Raw genomic sequence first — 18,832 nt, forward strand, 5'->3', positions numbered from 1 at the left:
AAATGAACAAAAAGTACATGGCACTTGGACTTTCGGCAGCACTTACGACATCACTGCTCGCGGCTTGCGCGAGCACGGAAGAGACGACTACTACGGGGGACAATGAGACGGCAGAAGAATCAAAAGTCGTCAACGTCTACTCGAGCCGTCATTACGATGTCGACAAAGAGCTCTACAAACAGTTCGAAGAAGAGACGGGCGTGAAAGTCAACGTCGTTGAAGGAAAAGGTGATGAACTTCTTGAACGTTTGAACACAGAAGGTGAGAACACAGAAGCGGATCTCTTCATTACTGCTGACGCCGGGAACTTGCACCAGGCAAAAGAAGCAGGGCATCTTCAAGCGGTCGATAGCGATGTGCTTGAGTCGAACATCCCAGAAAAATACCGTGACACGGACAAAGAATGGTTCGGTCTCACGAAGCGTGCACGTGTCATCGTCTACGCGAAAGATCGCGTGAAGCCGGAAGACTTGTCGACGTACGAAGCGCTCACGGAAGAACAGTGGAATGGGAAAGTGCTCGTTCGTCCATCTGAAAACATGTACAACATCTCACTCCTCTCGTCATTCATCGAAGTGAACGGCGTCGACCAAGCGAAAGAATGGGCGGAAGGCATGGTCAACAACATGGCGCGTGACCCACAAGGGAACGACCGTGACCAAGCGAAAGCCGTCGTCGCCGGTGAAGGTGATGTGGCCATCATGAACACGTACTACATGGGTCTCATGCTGAACTCAGAAGACGCGGAAGAGAAGAAAGTCGCTGAAGCGCTCGGTGTCTTCTTCCCGAACCAAGACACGACAGGTACGCACGTCAACATCTCTGGAATCGCGATGACGAAAGCGGCGAAGAACTCTGACAACGCGAAGAAACTCATGGAGTTCATGTCTGACCCGTCAGCACAAGAGCAGTTCGCAAGCGCCAACTACGAGTACCCGGTCAACGAATCGGTCGAGCCGAACGAGCTCCTCAAATCATGGGGTGAGTTCAAAGAGCAAGATATCAACCTATCTGTTCTCGGTGAAAATCAGCAAGAAGCCATCCGCATCTTCAACGAAGCCGGTTGGAAATAAGACGACTTCGGCTTGAACGCATGTTCAGGCCGAAGGTTTTTGCGTTTCCTGACAGTCTAAAGGTATGACCGGGACGATGAAACTGATATGATGGGACAGGAAGTAAATGAAAGAAACGGGAGCTGTAAGACATGAACTGGTATGCAATCAAACGACAACTGAATGGATGGTCCATCCTGAGCTTTATCGCGTTGTCGTTTATCGTCTTGCCAGGAATCGTCGTCTTAGTAGAACTGTTCGCACCGGTCAATGACAATTGGCAACACATCCGCGAATATCTGCTGCCGACGTACGTGAGGAACACGTTGTTCATCATGCTCGTGACCGGTTTCTTGACGACCATCATCGGAACGAGCCTCGCTTGGTTCGTCACGGTGTATGACTTCCCGTTACGGCGGTTCTTCAAATGGGCGCTCATCTTGCCGCTCGCAATCCCGCCGTATATCGGTGCTTACACGTATCATGGCATCTTGAACTACACCGGCGTCATCCAGACGACGCTGCGCAACGAGTTTGGCATCACCGTGGATCAGACGTACTTCAACATCATGACGATCCAAGGGACGATCTTCATCTTCACGTTGTTCTTGTATCCGTACATTTATACGATCACACGAGCGTTCCTACACAATCAGTCGTCGTCGATGATCGAGAACGCCCGCATCCTCGGACGCGGGTCGTGGGATATCTTCTTCACCGTCGTCATCCCGATCTCGCGCGTCGCCATCATCGGTGGCGTCAGTCTCGTCTTGATGGAAGTGTTGAACGACTACGGCGTCGTCAAATACTTTGGGATCCAGACGTTCAGTACGGCCATCTTCAGCACGTGGTTCGGTATGAAGGACACGTCTTCAGCGCTAAAACTTGCCGGCACGCTCATGATCATCGTCATCGCCATCTTGATGGGGGAACGACTCGTCCGAGGCCGCAAGCAGTTCAGCTATGCGACGACAAAAGTGAAGCCGCTCAAGCCAAGACCGTTGAACGGCTGGCATCGTTACGCCGTGTTCGGTTACGTGGCGACGATCTTCGGTATCGCTTTCGCGATCCCGTTCATCCAACTCGTCGCTTGGACGTTCTTGACGTTCGAGCAAGTGTTCACGGCTGAATTTTTCCGCCTCGTCTGGAACACGGTGAGCGTCGCCTTTATCGCGACGATCATCATTCTCGTATTCGCACTCATCATCGCCAACTATACGCGGTTGTTCCCATCGAACATGACGCGCGTCATCTCGAAAGTGACGACGCTCGGCTACTCGATCCCAGGAGCGGCCATCGCCATCGCTGTCATCACGTTGTTTTTACTACTAGACGAATGGGTGCTAAAAGCAGCGCTCGCGCTCGATCTCGGACAAACGTTCGTGTTCCGGACGACGCTCATCATGCTCATCTTCGCCTACGTCATCCGTTTCCTCGCCATCGGTTACAACTCGATCGAGAGCGGATTTGAGAAAGTCGGGAAGTCGTTCACGGAAGCGTCACGCATGCTCGGTTGGGGCACGGTTCAGACGTTCTTCCGGGTCGATATCCCGATGATCAAAGGGGCGATCATGAGCGCGTTCATCCTCGTCTTCATCGATATTATGAAAGAGTTGCCGCTGACGCTGTTCTTGCAGCCGTTCAACTTCTCGACGCTTGCGACGCAGGCGTTCAAATATGTCAGTGATGAGAAGATTCACGAAGCAGCGCTCGCGTCGATCGTCATCGTTCTCATGAGCGGATTGTTAATCTTTGTGTTCCATAAGGTGCTTGATAAGGAGGCCGACTAATGTTTGTTCAAATCAACGATTTACACTTCAGCTATAAAGGTGCAGAAGCAGAGACGATCAAAGGGTTCTCGCTCTCGATCACGAAAGGCGAAATCGTATCCCTCCTTGGCGACAGCGGTTCGGGGAAAAGTACGATCTTGCGCCTCATCGCCGGTCTCGAGATGCCAAATCAAGGCGTCGTCGTCGTCAACGATTGCGTCTGTTGTGACGACTGCCAGTTCATGCCGCCCGAACAACGCGGCGTCGGCATGGTGTTTCAAGACTATGCGCTCTTCCCGCACATGACCGTTGAGAAGAACATCCGCTTCGGCCTCCATAAGCTCAGCCGGAAGGAGCGGAACGAACGGGTCGAGGAGATGCTCACGCTCGTGAACTTATCTGAGTTCCGGCATCGCTACCCGTATGAGCTGAGCGGCGGTCAGCAGCAGCGTGTCGCGCTCGCGCGTGCGCTCGCACCGAAGCCGTCCCTCTTGATCTTAGACGAGCCGTTCAGTAACTTGGACACGTCGCTCCAACACCGGATCCGCGACGACTTGCGCCGTCTCCTCAAACAGACGGGCACGACGACGATCTTTGTCACGCACGACGAGGAAGACGCGGAAGCGCTCGCCGACCGTATCGTTTATCTCGGAGAAGGCAAAATTAAGAAGCAGATCATGACGGAGAACAACAAGACGTTCAACCCGCAGATTCCATGTTTCGTCTAATCGAAAGAGCCCACAGACAGTCGTCTGCGGGCTTTTTTTTGCTTCCTTTGTTATTCCGAAGGAGTCGACTCGTTTCCAAGCCGGTCGATCGCCGTTACGTAATACGACGCTTGTTCGTTCGTGACCTCAACACTCTTCCGGGCGTGTGACGGGACGCTCTCGATACGTGTCGCGCTTCCGTCGATGACTTCATAGACACGGTAGCCGATGACGGCATCGTCACGGACCGCGTGCCATGTGAGCAAGTTACCGCTTAACGTGACGTTCGTCGGGGCGTCGAGTTCGACTGTCGACTTGATCTCGCTATCGACAAGCTCCGTGTAAACGACGAAACGTTGGTCATAACCGCCGTCCCCGAACGTACCGGAACACGTGATCAAGTTCAAGTTGCGATTTGACGTGGTGCCAAAAATCTCGTCGATCGGGGCATTTTTCGTGTCATAACTCTCTGTTTTTGTGACACGAAATCGCAGCGTGTTGCCGTTCTCGTCGATAATCGTCACGTCATCGCCTGTCTTCAGTTGATCGAGTTCATAAAAGACGGCGGGCCCCGTCTTACTATCAACGTGTCCGGCGACGACGGCGTTGCCTTTACTGCCTGGTTTGACACCAGGTTCGAACCAGCCGACTTGATTCTCGTCAACGGGTACGCCCATCTGTCCGTTATCGAGCACGCCGACCTGTTCGATCGCGGTGTCGACATTGATGCTCGGGATTTGAATCTGGACAGGTGTCACGGCTTTAGTGCTTTCCTCTTCCTCGGCTAAACGAAGTTTCTTCACCTCTTCCTGTAGAAGTGAGAATTCAGCCGATAAATCTGGGCTCTCCTCTATTTGTTTTTCTTCTACAGGTGGTGATGACGATTCTTGAGCGCTCGTCCACGACCAGAAGCCAAAACAAAATAGAGAGAGCGCCAAAAACAAATGGCGCTTGTTCATTGGGCTCTCTCCTTTAGTTTATTGTTCTGATACTTTACGGTTGCGAAGCGTAACAAAGGCGAGCATGATTCCGCCGAGTATAGCTAGGCCAGCGTAAAGGGTATTCATTGATTGTGCTTGTGCACCACCGAGACCTGTTTCAGGCATCTCTGCAGGCATTGTCGTTTCAGCGAACTTGTCAGGCATTTGTGTCACGATCGCGTTACCGAGTGTTTCACCAACACCGAACATGAACGCGTATCCTTCACGGAATGACATCCAAGCTGCATCTGCGTCACCGGCTACATATTGATCAAACGTTTGGAGCACGAGTGCCTCATGTTGCATGATCGCTTCTTGACCGGCCGCTTGTGGCAAGTTGCCTTCTGTCGCCGCATCGAGGAACGTACTGAAGTCGACAGCGAACTGATCGAGTTTCATGCGTGCTTCTTCGATTTTAGCTTCGTCGCCTTCAAGTGTTGCTGCGACGATGTCACCTTGTGCTGTGATGTGGTTACCGTTCCATACTTTTTCAAACTGAGCCGCACCTTCGTCACCGTAGACCGAACCGATGGCTGCTTTAAAGTCGAGCGTGTTTTGATCTTCAGCCCAGCTGACGTAGTCGAAATCTTCCGCTTTGTCGTAGCCTTTTTGCATGCCGATCGCAGCGAGGGCGAAGTGTTCACCGGCGAGGCTGTTCAATGTCGAACGAAGCTCTACAGCTGGCGTGTCAGCAGGTGTCGGGAATTTGTCAGGCATTTGTGTGACGACCGCTCCTGAGAGGGCTTTACTGATGTCGAACATGAGCTTGTAGCCTTCACGGTATGTCATGTAAGCCGACTCGTAGTCACCGGCGACGTAGTTATCAAACACTGAGAGAACTTGGTCTTCGTGAAGTTCAAGGACGTCAGCGGCTGCTTCTTTCGGTAAGTTGCCTTCTGTCGCAGCATCGAGGAATGTCGAGAACTCTTCGACGAACTCATCGACTTCGGCTTCAGCATCGGCACGAAGTTCTTTGTCGTCTGACTTGGCAGCTTCGACGAAGTCAGCCGAGTAGTCGTTATGGCCGGCGAAGATGTCTTCGAACTGAGCCGCGCCTTCATCACCGTAGATTGAGGCGATGGCTGGCGTCATGTCAAGCGCGTTTTGATCGAGTGCTTTCATTGCGACTTCGGCATCCGGTGCCCCGTCGTAAGCTTTCATCATCGATGTGACGGCTAAGACATAATGCTCAGATAGTAATTGGTCGAGCGTGGCACGAAGGTCTCCAGCTGGCGTGCTCACTGTTGGCGCCTCTGCTGCCTGTGCGTTCAATGGTACGAGTAACCCCAGTGCCAGTGCCGGTGCTACAAATTTGTTCATTGTTTTTTTCTTCATGTTCAATCGCTCCTTTTTTGTGAGTGGTTGTCGTTGTTTACACCCATCTAACGGAGCGATTCAAAAAATGGATCACTTTTTGATTATTTTTTTTCGTTTTTTTGTTGAAGTGTGCGGTAAACCCCTGGTGCGACGCCATATTTCCGTTTGAAAATCCGATGGAAATAAGGATACGTTCGAAACCCGGACAGCTCGGCGATCCGTTCGAGCGAATGTTGCGTATACCGCATTTGCTCTTCGGCGAGCTGAAGCCGGATCGTGTGCGCGTACTCGATGATCGTCATCCCGGTCACTTCCTTAAAGAGGTGCACGGTCCGCGATACGCTCAAACCGACGGCAGCGGCGACGTCGGCAATTTTGAAGTCGGCGGTGACGTTTCCTTCTATATAACGCATCATGCGAGACACGACCGGGGGACGTACATTCGTCCGGACGTCTCGCATCGATCGGTCGAGCATGAGCAGAAGCGCCTCGATCAACTTCTCGATCAACGCAGTGCTCTGTTCATCGGTCGGTCGTCGTGCCTCTTCCGTGACGTGTTGCCAAAGCGAGAGGAGGCGAGGGTCAATCGAGATCGTGGTGAGCCGTGAGCGGGTAGTCGTCGACCACCAGGTGTCGAGCGTCGGACCAGCGCAGAACAAATGATAGTCGCCACTCGCCGGGGTATCGATATTCAACTCATAGTAGTCACCCGGTTTGACGAGCAGCAGATCGCCGGGGTACGCGACGTATGTCTCCCCGTTGACGAGGATTCGGGCCGACCCTTCAGTCTGCAAGCGGATCAAGTACGTGTCCAACCGGTTGGCGAACGGAAAAGTATATGCTGCTGTGTGATACGAATAGCCACAAAAGCCGATTTCCATCGAATTACTCCTTTATAATAGCAAGATTGTGCATATTTTAATCATATCATGGATAGGCAGGGGCGCCGGGACAAGGTACGATGATGACGTCAGATCTGAACCGATGATGAGGAGGAGACTTTTATGAAACAATGGTGGAAAGAAGCGGTCGTCTATCAGATTTATCCGCGCAGCTTTAACGACTCGAACGGGGACGGAATCGGGGACATCCCGGGCATCACGGAAAAGATGTCCTATTTGGCTGAACTCGGGATCGACGTCATCTGGTTGTCACCGGTGTACGATTCGCCGAACGATGACAACGGCTATGACATCCGCGACTACCGTGCGATTATGGATGAGTTCGGGACGATGGACGATTTCGATGCGATGCTCGAAGAGGCGCACCGTCACGGCATCAAGATCATGATGGACCTCGTCGTCAACCATTCTTCCGATGAGCACCAATGGTTCATGGAGTCTCGGTCTTCGAAAGACAGCCCGTACCGCGACTACTACATTTGGAAAAAAGGCGAGAACGGTCAGCCACCGACGAACTGGGGCGCTTTCTTTGGCGGCAGCGCGTGGGCGTACGATGAAGCGAGCGACGAATATTATCTGCATCTGTTCAGTAAGAAACAGCCCGACTTGAACTGGGAGTCGGAGACGCTGCGCCGCGAAGTGTATGATTTGATGGCTTACTGGCTCGACAAAGGCGTCGACGGTTTCCGGATGGACGTCATCAATATGATCTCGAAAGACCAAAGCTATCCGGACGGGAAGACGCGCGGGACGGGCTACGGAGACGGAACGCCGTTCTTCTTCAACGGGCCGCGCATCCATGAGTTCATGCAAGAGATGAATCGTGAAGTGTTGTCGAAGTACGATACGATCACGGTCGGGGAGATGCCGGGTGTCAGCGTCGACGAGGCGAAGCTATACACCGGTGAAGACCGTGACGAGCTCAACATGGTGTTCCATTTCGAGCACGTCGACGTCGGCAACGGCAGCTTTGGGAAGTGGAATCCGACTGACTGGAAGCTGACGGAGTTGAAGACGATCTTCTCGCGTTGGCAAGAAGGACTCGAGGAAGAGGGCTGGAACAGCCTATATTGGAGCAACCACGACCAACCGCGGGCGATCTCGCGATTCGGCAACGATTCGGATGAGTACCGGGTCGTCTCTGGCAAGATGCTTGCGACACTCCTGCACATGTTGAAAGGGACGCCGTACATTTATCAAGGCGAAGAGTTCGGCATGACGAACGTCGCGTTCGACTCGATCGACAAGTACCGTGACATCGAGACGCTCAACGCGTATCGCGATTACACATCGAACGATTTGTTGACGCACGAGGAAATTTTCCGCGGCATCCACGCCCGCGGACGCGACAATTCGCGGACGCCGGTCCAATGGTCGGCTGACGCGCAAGGTGGATTCACGACCGGTACGCCGTGGATCGATGTCAATCCGAACTACGTCGACGTGAACGCGGAAGCGGCACGTCTTGATCCGAATTCACTCTTCCATTACTACCGTCAGTTGATCGCGCTACGGAAACAGAATCCGGTCGTCGTCTACGGGAAGTATGAGCTGTTGCTCCCTGAAGACGAAGCCGTCTACGCGTTCACGCGGACGCTCGAAGGAGAGACGTGGCTCGTGCTGTGCAACTTCTCTGCTGAAACCCAAGAACGGACGTTGCCGTATGACGTCAAAGACCGTGTCATTGGCAATATGGAGCCGATCGAACCGTTCACGCTTCGTCCGTACGAGGCACAAGTGTACAAACTATGACAAAAAACTCGCCCAAGCGGCGAGTTTTTTTCAAGCGTATAGTATTCTCCAAACCATTCGGGAATAGGAAGAGTAGACTCTGACTTAAAAGGGGGAAACAAGATGAAGACGTTGATTGCGTATACGTCACGATATGGTACGAGCGAGAAAGTCGCCCATCTTTTGGCCGCACGGTTGTCCGGAAACGTCCACGTTCAAAACTTGGTCGATGAGCCAGACGTCGATTGGGCAACGGTCGACCACGTCATCGTCGGGGGATCGATCCGGATGGGGAAAGTCCAAGACGAGCTGACCGACTGGTTGAAGCAAAACGAAGTCCAATTGCTCGAACGTCCGCTCGGATTGTACTTGTGCGCCGGCACGCCGACCGCGGCGGAGCGGCAACGTGAGCTCGAAGGCGCGTACGGGGAACATTTACGAGCACACGCCTACTTCGTCGAAGTCGTCGGCAGCGGCTATGACTTTGAGCGGATGGGCTTCCTCGACAAAGCCATCGTCCGGATGATGGCCAAACAGACGGTCAGTTCGCTCAATTTGGACGAAGCACGGTTGAATGAGCTCGTCGAGTCGGCTCAAGCGTCACTTCGCACCCGATCTGAGAAACCATAAGCGAATAAGTCGTGCGCTTCGACCGGGCTACTCGTGGAGATGAGGACATCTCCACTTTTTTGTTCGCCTTCGATGTGTTTTAGCACGACGTTAGCGAGCTGTCCGCCGATCTTTACAGAGATCGGGGCCGAATTCCGGCACGTGACATCTTCGATTGTGACGTGATCGGTCCGGTTGTCGCCACCGAACAGTTCGATGTCGGCGCGGCTGGAAACGAACCCGCTTGTGGCGATCCGTTTTAATTGAACGTTCCGAGACTTATACTGGACGGCGAGCGCTGGATGTCCTGTATAATCATAGGACGGGTCACCGATGGCCGTAAAGCCATGGATCAATACGTCTTGATACGCCGATATGACGAGGCTACGGGGCGACGACTTGGCGTATAGCTTCGAGCGTACCGGTTCAATCGATAGTAAATTCGTCCCTGAGATGAACCGCGCCGTCTTCGACTCGGGATCGTCGGCCAAGTGGTGTCCGATGTGGCGAAAATTGAAGGACCGGTTATCACGATACGAGACGTGCCCAAAAATATGGACGTCATGGGCGGCCGAGGACGTACCGTGGGCTTTCACCTCGACGCCTCCAAAACAACCTTCCGTCATATTGTTGACGAGCACGACGTGACGCGAACCGTCATCGACCTCGATGCCGTTTGAATTGGAGAAGCCGTGGGCGTGCGTACGTCCGTGCGGGTGATGACAGTAGCAGTTCGTGATGTAGATGGCGTCGCTATGATGCGTCGTGATGCCGTCGTCCCCATAATTTGTCGCTTCGCAGCGGTCGAGCCAGATGTAGCGGCTGCCTTTTTTGGCACGCAACCCGTCCCCGAGGTAATGGTAGTGAGGGGCGGTGATATCGAACGCGTGCAGCCCGGCACCTTTGGCGGTGACGTGATGGACCCAGGCGAATTTGACGTGGGCGAATGTCAACGCGCTCGAAGCCGTGTCTCCACTCGACGTCCGATCGACGTCGCCAAGGCGCTCGACGTTCCAGTCGAGCGTCAGATGGGCGACCTCGATGTGATGGTTCCCATAAAACGGTGTCGCATTTCGCAGCAGCCGGCGATGCTTCGGTGTGCCGTCGGCCAAGCGTAATACCGTGTCCTGCTGTCCCGCACCTTCGAGCACGCAGTTCGAGGGGATCCGGACGCCACGGACGATATAGACACCGGCCGGCACGTGGACGTGGCGGTTCGACCGAAGCGCGAGCCGGAATGCGAGCGTGCAATCCGTCTTGCCGTCCCCGACGGCCCCGTAATCGGTCACGTCGACGTGATGGCGTGTCGTCTGCAGTAAATTCAAATGTTCCGCGTCGAGACGACGCATCCAGACGGGCCGGACGAGATCGTCGACGACCTCGAGCGGGAGTGCACTCGTCACCGGTGTGATTCGTTCCGTCATCGGCAAGTGGGAGCGGTACGACTTCGATTGGTCAGGATAATGGTCGTGTCGCGTCGCTTGATGCCAAGCGAGCGTCTCCGTCAATAGCTCATCTGTCGACCAGGCCGCGTGACGGGCGATGGTGGCAGCGATATGCGTGCGGTCAATTTGATTCATCATATGAGTCTTCCTCCTAACGTTCACTACATGTGATGTACCCGTTTTGAAATTATTTTTAGCAAACCGAAGTATTTAGTAGACAGAAGCATTTATCCATGGTATATTACATATGTGCTTAATTAAGAATAGCTGGAAACATAATTCACAATCGCTTGGGATTATTTTTCATGAAAGATAATCCAACAAGTTTTGTGCTTTTTTTTGGTCAGTTTTTTCTAGTAAGGCACTACTAGAACGCACAGCGTTTATTTCAGGAGGGTTCATTATGAACACAGGTAAAGTAAAATGGTTTAACTCAGAAAAAGGTTACGGCTTCATCGAAATGGAAGGCGGAGACGACGTATTCGTACACTTCTCAGCAATCCAAGGCGACGGCTTCAAGACACTTGAAGAAGGCCAAGCAGTAACTTTCGAAATCACTGACGGAGCTCGTGGCCCACAAGCTTCTAACGTTGAAAAAATCTAATCTTCCTTTCCAAGGAATTTTATAACCTGCTCGCTTCGGCGAGCAGGTTTTTTCGTGTCTTCGTGTTTAATCAAGTGCCGCAAGGGAATGATTATACGAGTGACTATGATAAGGGGGCTTTTTAAATGGATGCTAAAACAACGGCACAACAAATTCTAGATGCAAGCAACGTCGGAACGATGGCCACGGTATATAAAGGGAAGCCGCACAGCCGATACATGACGTTTTTCCATGACGGTCTGACACTCTATACGGCAACCTCGAAAGATACGGATAAAGTCGATGAGTTGAAGAACAATCCGTACACGCACGTCTTGATCGGCTACGACGGGGACGGGGTCGGCGACACGTATCTCGAGATTTTAGGAGAGACGACGGTGTCTGATGACGAGTCGATGAAAGAAAAAGTGTGGAACGAGAAACTCGAGGGCTGGTTCGATGGGCCAGATGATCCAAAACTCGTCATTTTAAAAATCTCACCTCAATCGATGCGTGTGATGAATAAAAAAGGCCAACCGCCACAACAAGTTGATCTTTAAAGCAGTGGAGGCGATGTCTCGAGTAGACATTGCTTTTTTTGGTGCAATTTCCAAAAAGTGACTGACCTGTGACACACATATGAACGAAACGTGAACTATTGTCTCAAGCTATGTGAAAACATGAACATGGGTGATATATTGTGAATGTAATCACATATAAGCCATCATTCAACCATTCAAAAGGAGGAATTATCATGTTCACAAAGTTTTGGCAAAACCACAACATCGCAACCGGCATCTTGACGGTGTTACGGATCTGGCTCGGCTATCAATGGCTCACAGCCGGATGGGGTAAAATCACGGGCGGCTTCGGATCAGGCGGTTACCTTCAAAACGCAGCTTCACTCGCGACGGGAGATCACCCGGCGGTCGCCGGATGGTGGGCAGCTTTCCTTGAAAACTTCGCGATTCCAAACGCAGCACTTTTCGATATCTTAATTCCGTATGGTGAGTTCTTGGTCGGTCTCGGTCTCTTGCTTGGTGCCCTCACACGCAGCGCGGCTTTCTTCGGACTCGTCATGAACATGGCGTTCTTATTGTCAGGGACGGTCAGCACGAACCCGACGATGTTGATCGTATCGGTCTTGATTCTCGTCGCGGGCTACAACGCAGGCAAAATCGGCGTCGATGGTTTGTTCCTCCGCCGCTTCGTCGAAACGAAAATTGCGCATCGTTCACCAAATCGTCAAATAGCCTAACGACTTTCTAACGTTCTCCTGTGACAAACTTCACCTCTATCGGCTACGATGAACGTAGCATCGATTAAAAAGGAGAACGGATATGAACGCAACTCGATTCAAATGGCTCGGTTATACAGAGGGGATGTCATTCCTGCTCTTATTGTTGATCGCAATGCCGCTTAAGTATTTGGCTGGCATGCCGCTAGCCGTCAGCATCGTCGGTGCGGCCCATGGTTTCCTGTTCGTCGCTTACGTGGCGGCAGCGGTTTACATGGCGTGGCGCTTCAACTGGGGCTTCAAAGTGTTAGTCCTCGCGGTCATGGCTTCGGTCATCCCGTTCGGACCGTTCTTGTTAGAGAAACGAGTCCTTCCATCAACAGAGAAGACATCGAACTGAAAAACGTTCGATGTCTTTTTTTCGTTCATTGATGTGTCGGCGCACTTTCGACTTCAGCCAGTACCGTCGCTTTTTCAGCCGCGATATCGTGACGGATGCGATGCATCGCGAACAGCGTGATCGAAAGCAGGCATACCATGCAAATCGCATAAAGTGACGTGACCGACATCCATTCGCTCAATAACCCGAACGACACGAAACCGAGCGGGGTGATCCCCATCGCGAGTGATTCGAGGACGCCCATGACACGACCGAGGTAGCTTGGTTCCGTGTTCGTCTGCAAAAACAGTTGGATGGGAATATTGACGCGGATGATGAAGAAACCGCTCAACAAAGCGAATCCGGTGAGGAAGACGATGGCGGGTGTGACCGAGAAGTCGAAATAGAGCGGGACGGCCGGGCCGATAAAGAGGCAACCCATGACGATAAGCGATGTGCGGACCGTCGCTAGACGATACTTGATCTTAAAGAACGGCAGCGCGTGGGCAAGTGAGGCGACTAAAAATCCGACTGCGAACATACTTTCCAAAAAGCCGAACTGGAGCGGGCTGACCCCGATCTGTTGCAAGGCGGCAATCGGGAATAGGACTTCTGAAGCGACGAAGAAGAAGTTGAGGAACGCCGCAAGAATCGTCAGCGTCCATAGCACGCGTTGGCGTTTCAAATAGCGGAAACCGGAGCGGACGTCGTCCCACGTCGATTGATCGGTGGAAACATGTTCATACGCTTGGAATGTGAGACGTGAGGCGAACAGGGCGGCGATGAGGAACAAGAGGGATGAGCTGAACAAGAACGCTGAAATCGGTAATAGCTTGAACAGCGCCCCGGCTAAAAGTGGCGTGCCAATGCTTGAGACGGAAATGATACTTTGGATGAGCGAATTGGCGCGTTGAAGCCCGTCTTCGTCGAACAGGAGTGGAATCGAACTCGTCAACGTGACCGACAAGAAAGTGGAGACGATAGAAAGCAGACATGTAATAATCAAGAAAGCAGGGACGCCGAACGTCCAAATGAGGCTCGCGGCCCCGGCCAAGAAGAACAATAGCCCGTTGAGCGATTCCATCGTGATGATGACGCGTTTTCGGTTCAATTTGTCGGCATACGCACCGGCAAACGGCGATAATAGAACACGAGGCAACGTCCCGGCCAGTAAGACGAGGGCGAACTGGAGCCCGGAACCGGAAGTCGTCAGCACCGTCAATCCGGCGACGAACGTGAATAGACTGGAAGCGAACAACGACATGAATTTCCCGAGCAACAACACGTACAAGTTCGAGGTAGAAGTAGTCATACATAGTCTCCTTTGCAATTAAGTTCAATGTGATTTAACATTATAATAGACGACAAAGAGAGATTTGTAAACAATAAGTTCAATTAAATTTAACTTTTAAGAGGTGCTCTATGATTGGACAGCGGATTAAGACGTTACGAAAAGAAAAAAAGTTGACGCAAAGTCAACTCGCAGACGGCATCATCACGAAATCGATGCTCAGTATGATTGAGAACGGGAAAGCCGAAACGTCGATGCGCAGTCTGCGCGAGATTGCCAAGCGGTTGGATGTGTCGGTGCAGTCGTTACTTGTCGATCCTCGCGAGGCGGGCTTACAAAAAATCGTCGAAGAGATTGAATATATGCAAGGAAGTCTTAACTCATGGGAAGATGAAGCTGTTCAAAAGGCTCTCTCACCCTACTTAGACTTAGAGATGAACTCGGTATGGCAAGGGAAGGCTTACACATTACTTGCGGACAGTATGTTTTATAGTGGAAATCAACAAAAACTTCTGGAGTTGTATGATCGAGCGATTACGGTGTTCGAACGGGTCGAGGAGAAAGAAGAGCTGATCATGGCTCGCATTAGCCAAGCCTTTTATTTACTCATGTGGAATCGTTTTGACGATGCGATTGAACGCATCGACACGATTGAATTGATTGATTCGAGAAGTATGAAAACGAAAACTCGCGTCGAGTTTAGTATGCTCATGGTGTTTCGAAATATGTTGTATGACGATGATTTGCCAGGTGCGGTTCGTCGTCTCGAAGATACACTTGATTATATGAAACGGACGAAAATATATTATCGCGTCGATGATGTGTACCGCACGATTGCGATTTGTGCGCTTTATTTGAAAGACGAAGCGGTGATTATCGATGCGTTGAAAAAAGCAAAACAATATACTGACTTCACTGGAGACGTGACGATGCAAATTCGTCTAGCGATGACAGAAGCGCTATATGCGATTGAGTATCGGAAAATAGACCTTTTACAACAACAGATTGCTGTCATGGATCAGTTGTTAGAAAGCAATACAGAATTCATCGCGGCATTTGAGATGAGTAAAGGTGTCTATTTTGCCCTGACTGGTGAAGTCGAGACAGGCCGGAAATCATTTTTGAAGCTGTTGGAGCATCACGATCAGTGGGCGAAGCACGGGTTTGTCGATCAAGCGATTTACTTTGAAGGGTTATTAATTGGAACGAGTTATGGATGTGGCGATGAATGGGTCCCGTTGATTGAACGAGAGGTCGAGTTGTTCCCAGAAGGGCGTTTTCGAAGCCATCTGACTTCCATGATAAAAAAAATCAAGGGCTGAATCATCAGCCCTTGAACGTTTGAATGAGCGTGCCTTTCCCGTCCTCGACTTGAATCGAGGCATGGGCACCGTTAATGAGTGTCAGTTGTGGTGGCACGTGCCCGCAGTCGATGTCATAAATGATGGGAACGTTGAGTAGTTCCTGTAGTTCAGCGTAGACGTCTTCTGCCGTATAACCTTGTACCGGTGGTTGGGCATCGCTGCGACCGAACAAGATGCCTGTCGTATGATCAAACCAACCGGCCCACTTCATTTGAAGCAGGGTCCGTTTGAGTGCCGGTACATCCATCTCGGCGTTCTCGAAATACCAAAGAATCGGTTCATCGTTCAAATGAGTCTGTTGGAACTGAGCGACGTCACCGTAAGGCGTCCCAATCGTATGCAAGAGGACGTCGATACAACCGCCGAGCAGACGACCGGTCGCTTCCATCCCACCGAGTGATTTCCATACGGTCGGCTCGGTCAAATGGTAGACGCATGGACTCGGATTACCGTGCTGCCATTCTTTTTGAAATTGCTCTGAAGACAGTTGAATGACGGTCTCGCCGTGTTTCGTCGATAAGACGTCGAGCCAACGCGAACTCGTCGCATCCCACGATTCCCCGCGCAGATCGACAAGGTTCGTCCCGTGAGCCGAGGCGATGCCGGTCTTGAGCGTGTAGACGAATAAAAATAAGCTGACGTCAGAGTAGCCGAGCATCCACTTCGCTGGGAGCGTGTCCCAAGCGATTTTATCGAGTAGCTCGAGCAACAAGACGCCGCCCCATGGCGGGATGATCAAATCGACGTCCTCATCGTGGAACAGTCGCGTCATCTCTTCGGCACGCACTGCGGCCGGCGCCGATTTTGCTTTGTGTTGTGTCCAAACAGACGGTTCAAATTGAAGCGTGAAGCCGTGGCGTGCGAACGTCGTCTCGGCGTCGTGAAGTAAACTATGACGCGCGGCTGGTACTCCGGACGACGGGGCGGTTACGCCGACGTGGCGACCAGTCAACTGTGGATAACGAATCATGAGATCCTCCTGTGGATAAGTGATGGGCAGTGATACGGAAATGAGTTATCCACATGTGGACAATTTATTTTTGTTGCATGCGCGCAGCGTGCTTCATGCCCCAAGCGTTCATCGTCTCGAGTACCGGGATAAGCGTCTTGCCGTACTCGCTCAACTGATAGTCGACGCGCGGCGGGACTTCCGGATAGACGGTACGGATGATGATATCGTGCTCTTCTAAGTCACGCAACTGGGCTGTCAAAATCTTTTGGCTAATGTTCGGGAGCGAGCGTTTCAGTTCACTGAACCGGAGCGTCCCCCCGTTGATGAGCGCGAGTAAAATCGATGGTTTCCATTTACCGGTGATCAGTTCGAGTGCGGTATCGACTTCACAGCTTGAGATCATCGTCATGAGTCTCGCTCCTCTCTAAGTATCCTTTCGGTAACTATACCACCTTTTTGTGCCGTCTTCTGCAAACGGGACACGGCATGTATAGTAAAGAGAGAGGTGAGAAAACATGAAATTAACCAATATCCAACTCGGACCGGTCACGCTCCGGGTCAGTGAATTAGAAAACATGAAACAGTTTTACGAACAAGTCATTGGAATGGACGTACTCGAAGTCGGTATCGACCGCGTCACGCTCGGTGCGCCGAATACGCCGCTCGTCATCTTGCATGAAGTCAAAGGTGTGCGTCCGAACCGAAAGGCGGCCGGCTTGTTCCACATGGCAATCTTGCTGCCGGACCGCGTCGAACTCGGACGCATTCTCCGTCATTTGATCGAGCGACGGATTGAAGTCGGTCAAGGCGACCATTTGGTCAGTGAGGCGTTTTATTTGAACGATCCGGAAGGGAACGGCATCGAGCTGTATGCTGATCGGCCACGTGAGAAGTGGGAATATGAAGCGAACGGTCACGTGAAGATGTCGACCGATCCGGTTGAGTACGAATCGATGCTCGAGGCGGCAGCGGACCGTCCGTTCACAGGTCTTCCTGTCGGGACGACGATGGGACACGTTCACTTTAAAGTACGTTCCCTCGAAGCGGCGAAATTATTCTATCAACATCGACTCGGGTTTACCGTCACGACCGATTCATACCCGGGTGCACTGTTCCTCGCGGCCGACGGGTATCATCATCACATCGGTGCGAACGTCTGGGCCCGTCCGACTGAACCGATGAATGACGAGGCGGGACTTGAAGCATGGACGCTTTTTGTCGACGCTTCGACGAACCACGAACTCGGAGGGACGACGTCGGAATGGTCGCTCACCGACGACGATGGGATTACGGTCAATATAAAAAGCGTGGACTAATGTCCGCGCTTTTTAACGTGCTGAAATTTTCTTTTGACTCGAATCAAACGAGAGGCGAATGCCGCGTTTTTGATACGCTTGTTCGACCCGTTTTGAATTGATGCTGAGCTCAAGATGAGCCAGTTTCAAATGTTCAAGTTCTGGCACCGTGACATCGAGACGGACGAGCTCCATGTTGCGCTCGGCTTTTTTGCGTGTACGTCTCAAGTTACGGGGCACTTCCTCTGACGTCAGTGCTGCGATCGTTTCATTGATCAGTTGTCGTTTATCGCCTTTGACGCTAAGCGCCGTGTAAAGCTTATCGAGCGAACCGAAGCGTTTAATCAACTGTACCGATTGACTTTCGTCAAGGCCGGCTACAGGTGGGATGCCGTCTGAACGGTCTCCCGTCAACGCTTTGACCGCTGAGAGCTGTTTCGGCTTCAATCCTTCGTACAACGCTGCAATCTCCTCAGGACGAATCTCGAGATGTCGCTTGAGTGGGAGCGGGCGGTTGTCTTGGATATCACAACGAGCTTGCATTTGCTGAAGCTCCTGTGTTTGAAGCCATACTGTGATACGTGGGCTCACGAGCTGAAGCAAGTCTTTATCCTTCGTCATGATGACGACAGGCGCGCTGCAGCTGAACTTCCGAGCGATGTGGGCAATCAAATCTTCTCCCTCATAGCCTTCGACTTGATATTGCGGGATTCCGCTCTCTTCAAGCAATTGGCGCATGAGTTCCATTTGAGCCTTCAACTCGGGTGGTGTCTGGCGACGGCGGCGTTTATAGCCAGGATAAAGCTCGCGACGCCACAATGTTTCACGTGAGACGTCCCATACGACGACAAAATGAGACGGACGATGTCTGCGTAGAATCGTCCGGATGAGGCCGGTCATACCGATGACGGCACTCCGATCGTTTTTAGATACCTCGCGTCCTTTTTTCGTTCGGCTCGCGGCGGCACCGTAGTAGGCACTGGCCAGCATGGAGTTTCCGTCAATTAAAAATAGTTTACGTTCCATGCGTAACCTTCTTTCTGTAGTTGTTGGACCGAACATTAATGAACTGTTCGGTGATGTTGTGTCAATGAGTGACACGCACTCAAATTAGCAACATATGTGCAGTATATCACGACAAGCCTTGAAAATATAGCGACAGTTCGAGCGTCAATCGAAAAGCCCTCCCTAATGTTCAAGGGAGGGCGGTCAAAGACAC

The 18,832-nt window shown here is 51.9% G+C and carries 19 protein-coding genes; 11 read left to right on the forward strand and 8 right to left on the reverse strand.

The window, feature by feature from the left end:
* Nucleotides 1-2 precede the first annotated feature (2 nt).
* From KNP77_RS11310 to KNP77_RS11320, 3 genes are all read left to right on the forward strand, one after another.
* Entirely contained in the window at nucleotides 3-1,073 is a 1,071-nt protein-coding gene (locus KNP77_RS11310) for a Fe(3+) ABC transporter substrate-binding protein (RefSeq protein ID WP_071398814.1), read from the forward strand.
* A 131-nt stretch (nucleotides 1,074-1,204) separates the two neighbouring features.
* Nucleotides 1,205-2,842: an ABC transporter permease gene (locus tag KNP77_RS11315; RefSeq protein WP_131441681.1), complete on the forward strand. Its 1,638-nt coding sequence runs from the start codon at nucleotides 1,205-1,207 to the stop codon at nucleotides 2,840-2,842.
* Complete coding sequence (locus KNP77_RS11320; RefSeq protein WP_071398816.1) at nucleotides 2,842-3,549, forward strand: ABC transporter ATP-binding protein; 708 nt, start codon at nucleotides 2,842-2,844, stop codon at nucleotides 3,547-3,549. Before KNP77_RS11315 ends, KNP77_RS11320 begins: the two co-directional genes overlap by 1 nt.
* 50 nt (nucleotides 3,550-3,599) lie before the next feature.
* Here KNP77_RS11320 and KNP77_RS11325 read toward each other — a convergent pair whose 3' ends face one another.
* The 3 genes from KNP77_RS11325 to KNP77_RS11335 all read right to left on the reverse strand — a co-directional run bounded on the left by KNP77_RS11325 (nucleotide 3,600) and on the right by KNP77_RS11335 (nucleotide 6,706).
* Nucleotides 3,600-4,487, reverse strand: coding sequence for a class F sortase (locus KNP77_RS11325; protein ID WP_214890839.1), 888 nt, complete (start codon nucleotides 4,485-4,487; stop codon nucleotides 3,600-3,602).
* An 18-nt stretch (nucleotides 4,488-4,505) separates the two neighbouring features.
* On the reverse strand, nucleotides 4,506-5,828 hold the full coding sequence (locus KNP77_RS11330; RefSeq protein WP_251139051.1) for a globin family protein: 1,323 nt from the start codon (nucleotides 5,826-5,828) through the stop codon (nucleotides 4,506-4,508).
* 98 nt (nucleotides 5,829-5,926) lie between these two features.
* Complete coding sequence (locus tag KNP77_RS11335; RefSeq protein WP_131465912.1) at nucleotides 5,927-6,706, reverse strand: AraC family transcriptional regulator; 780 nt, start codon at nucleotides 6,704-6,706, stop codon at nucleotides 5,927-5,929.
* Between the two features lie 123 nt (nucleotides 6,707-6,829).
* On the opposite strand from KNP77_RS11335, the gene KNP77_RS11340 reads away from it, so the two are divergent.
* A complete protein-coding gene (locus KNP77_RS11340; protein ID WP_131465914.1) occupies nucleotides 6,830-8,479 on the forward strand; it encodes a glycoside hydrolase family 13 protein in 1,650 nt (549 codons plus the stop codon).
* Nucleotides 8,480-8,581: 102 nt separating this feature from the next.
* Nucleotides 8,582-9,088 carry a flavodoxin domain-containing protein gene (locus tag KNP77_RS11345; protein WP_131457933.1) on the forward strand — a complete coding sequence of 169 codons (507 nt, stop codon included), beginning with the start codon at nucleotides 8,582-8,584 and terminating at the stop codon, nucleotides 9,086-9,088.
* On the opposite strand, the gene KNP77_RS11350 is transcribed toward KNP77_RS11345, so the two are convergent.
* Complete coding sequence (locus tag KNP77_RS11350) at nucleotides 9,052-10,650, reverse strand: glycoside hydrolase family 55 protein (protein WP_131508128.1); 1,599 nt, start codon at nucleotides 10,648-10,650, stop codon at nucleotides 9,052-9,054. The genes KNP77_RS11345 and KNP77_RS11350 overlap by 37 nt on opposite strands.
* A gap of 265 nt (nucleotides 10,651-10,915) precedes the next feature.
* On the opposite strand from KNP77_RS11350, the gene KNP77_RS11355 reads away from it, so the two are divergent.
* From KNP77_RS11355 to KNP77_RS11370, 4 genes are all read left to right on the forward strand, one after another.
* Nucleotides 10,916-11,116, forward strand: a complete 201-nt coding sequence (locus KNP77_RS11355) for a cold-shock protein (RefSeq protein ID WP_016507985.1) — start codon at nucleotides 10,916-10,918, stop codon at nucleotides 11,114-11,116.
* A gap of 125 nt (nucleotides 11,117-11,241) precedes the next feature.
* A complete protein-coding gene (locus tag KNP77_RS11360; RefSeq protein WP_016507973.1) occupies nucleotides 11,242-11,655 on the forward strand; it encodes a pyridoxamine 5'-phosphate oxidase family protein in 414 nt (137 codons plus the stop codon).
* A 194-nt stretch (nucleotides 11,656-11,849) separates the two neighbouring features.
* The gene (locus KNP77_RS11365) at nucleotides 11,850-12,353 is read left to right on the forward strand and encodes a DoxX family membrane protein (protein ID WP_070328356.1); all 504 of its coding nucleotides are present in this window, start codon (nucleotides 11,850-11,852) and stop codon (nucleotides 12,351-12,353) included.
* A gap of 82 nt (nucleotides 12,354-12,435) precedes the next feature.
* Complete coding sequence (locus KNP77_RS11370) at nucleotides 12,436-12,732, forward strand: DUF3817 domain-containing protein (RefSeq protein ID WP_021068057.1); 297 nt, start codon at nucleotides 12,436-12,438, stop codon at nucleotides 12,730-12,732.
* A 25-nt stretch (nucleotides 12,733-12,757) separates the two neighbouring features.
* Here the strand turns inward: KNP77_RS11370 and KNP77_RS11375 are convergent, their stop codons facing one another.
* A complete protein-coding gene (locus KNP77_RS11375; RefSeq protein ID WP_214890849.1) occupies nucleotides 12,758-14,023 on the reverse strand; it encodes an MFS transporter in 1,266 nt (421 codons plus the stop codon).
* Nucleotides 14,024-14,133: 110 nt separating this feature from the next.
* Here KNP77_RS11375 and KNP77_RS11380 point away from each other — a divergent pair, with 110 nt between their 5' ends.
* Nucleotides 14,134-15,324 (forward strand): helix-turn-helix domain-containing protein, encoded by a 1,191-nt coding sequence (locus KNP77_RS11380; protein ID WP_131441690.1) that lies wholly within the window; start codon nucleotides 14,134-14,136, stop codon nucleotides 15,322-15,324.
* Between the two features lie 4 nt (nucleotides 15,325-15,328).
* On the opposite strand, the gene KNP77_RS11385 is transcribed toward KNP77_RS11380, so the two are convergent.
* Both KNP77_RS11385 and KNP77_RS11390 read right to left on the reverse strand, forming a co-directional pair.
* Entirely contained in the window at nucleotides 15,329-16,336 is a 1,008-nt protein-coding gene (locus tag KNP77_RS11385; protein WP_131490585.1) for a S66 family peptidase, read from the reverse strand.
* Between the two features lie 64 nt (nucleotides 16,337-16,400).
* Nucleotides 16,401-16,727, reverse strand: a complete 327-nt coding sequence (locus tag KNP77_RS11390) for a winged helix-turn-helix transcriptional regulator (RefSeq protein ID WP_131444153.1) — start codon at nucleotides 16,725-16,727, stop codon at nucleotides 16,401-16,403.
* A gap of 106 nt (nucleotides 16,728-16,833) precedes the next feature.
* Here KNP77_RS11390 and KNP77_RS11395 point away from each other — a divergent pair, with 106 nt between their 5' ends.
* Nucleotides 16,834-17,634 (forward strand): VOC family protein, encoded by an 801-nt coding sequence (locus KNP77_RS11395; protein ID WP_214890851.1) that lies wholly within the window; start codon nucleotides 16,834-16,836, stop codon nucleotides 17,632-17,634.
* A gap of 12 nt (nucleotides 17,635-17,646) precedes the next feature.
* Here KNP77_RS11395 and KNP77_RS11400 read toward each other — a convergent pair whose 3' ends face one another.
* On the reverse strand, nucleotides 17,647-18,639 hold the full coding sequence (locus tag KNP77_RS11400) for a 5'-3' exonuclease (RefSeq protein WP_070328350.1): 993 nt from the start codon (nucleotides 18,637-18,639) through the stop codon (nucleotides 17,647-17,649).
* Nucleotides 18,640-18,832: the final 193 nt, after the last annotated feature.

Origin of the sequence: Exiguobacterium sp. s142, assembly GCF_018618455.1 — a bacterium.
Taxonomy (GTDB): Bacteria; Bacillota; Bacilli; order Exiguobacteriales; family Exiguobacteriaceae; genus Exiguobacterium; species Exiguobacterium aurantiacum_A.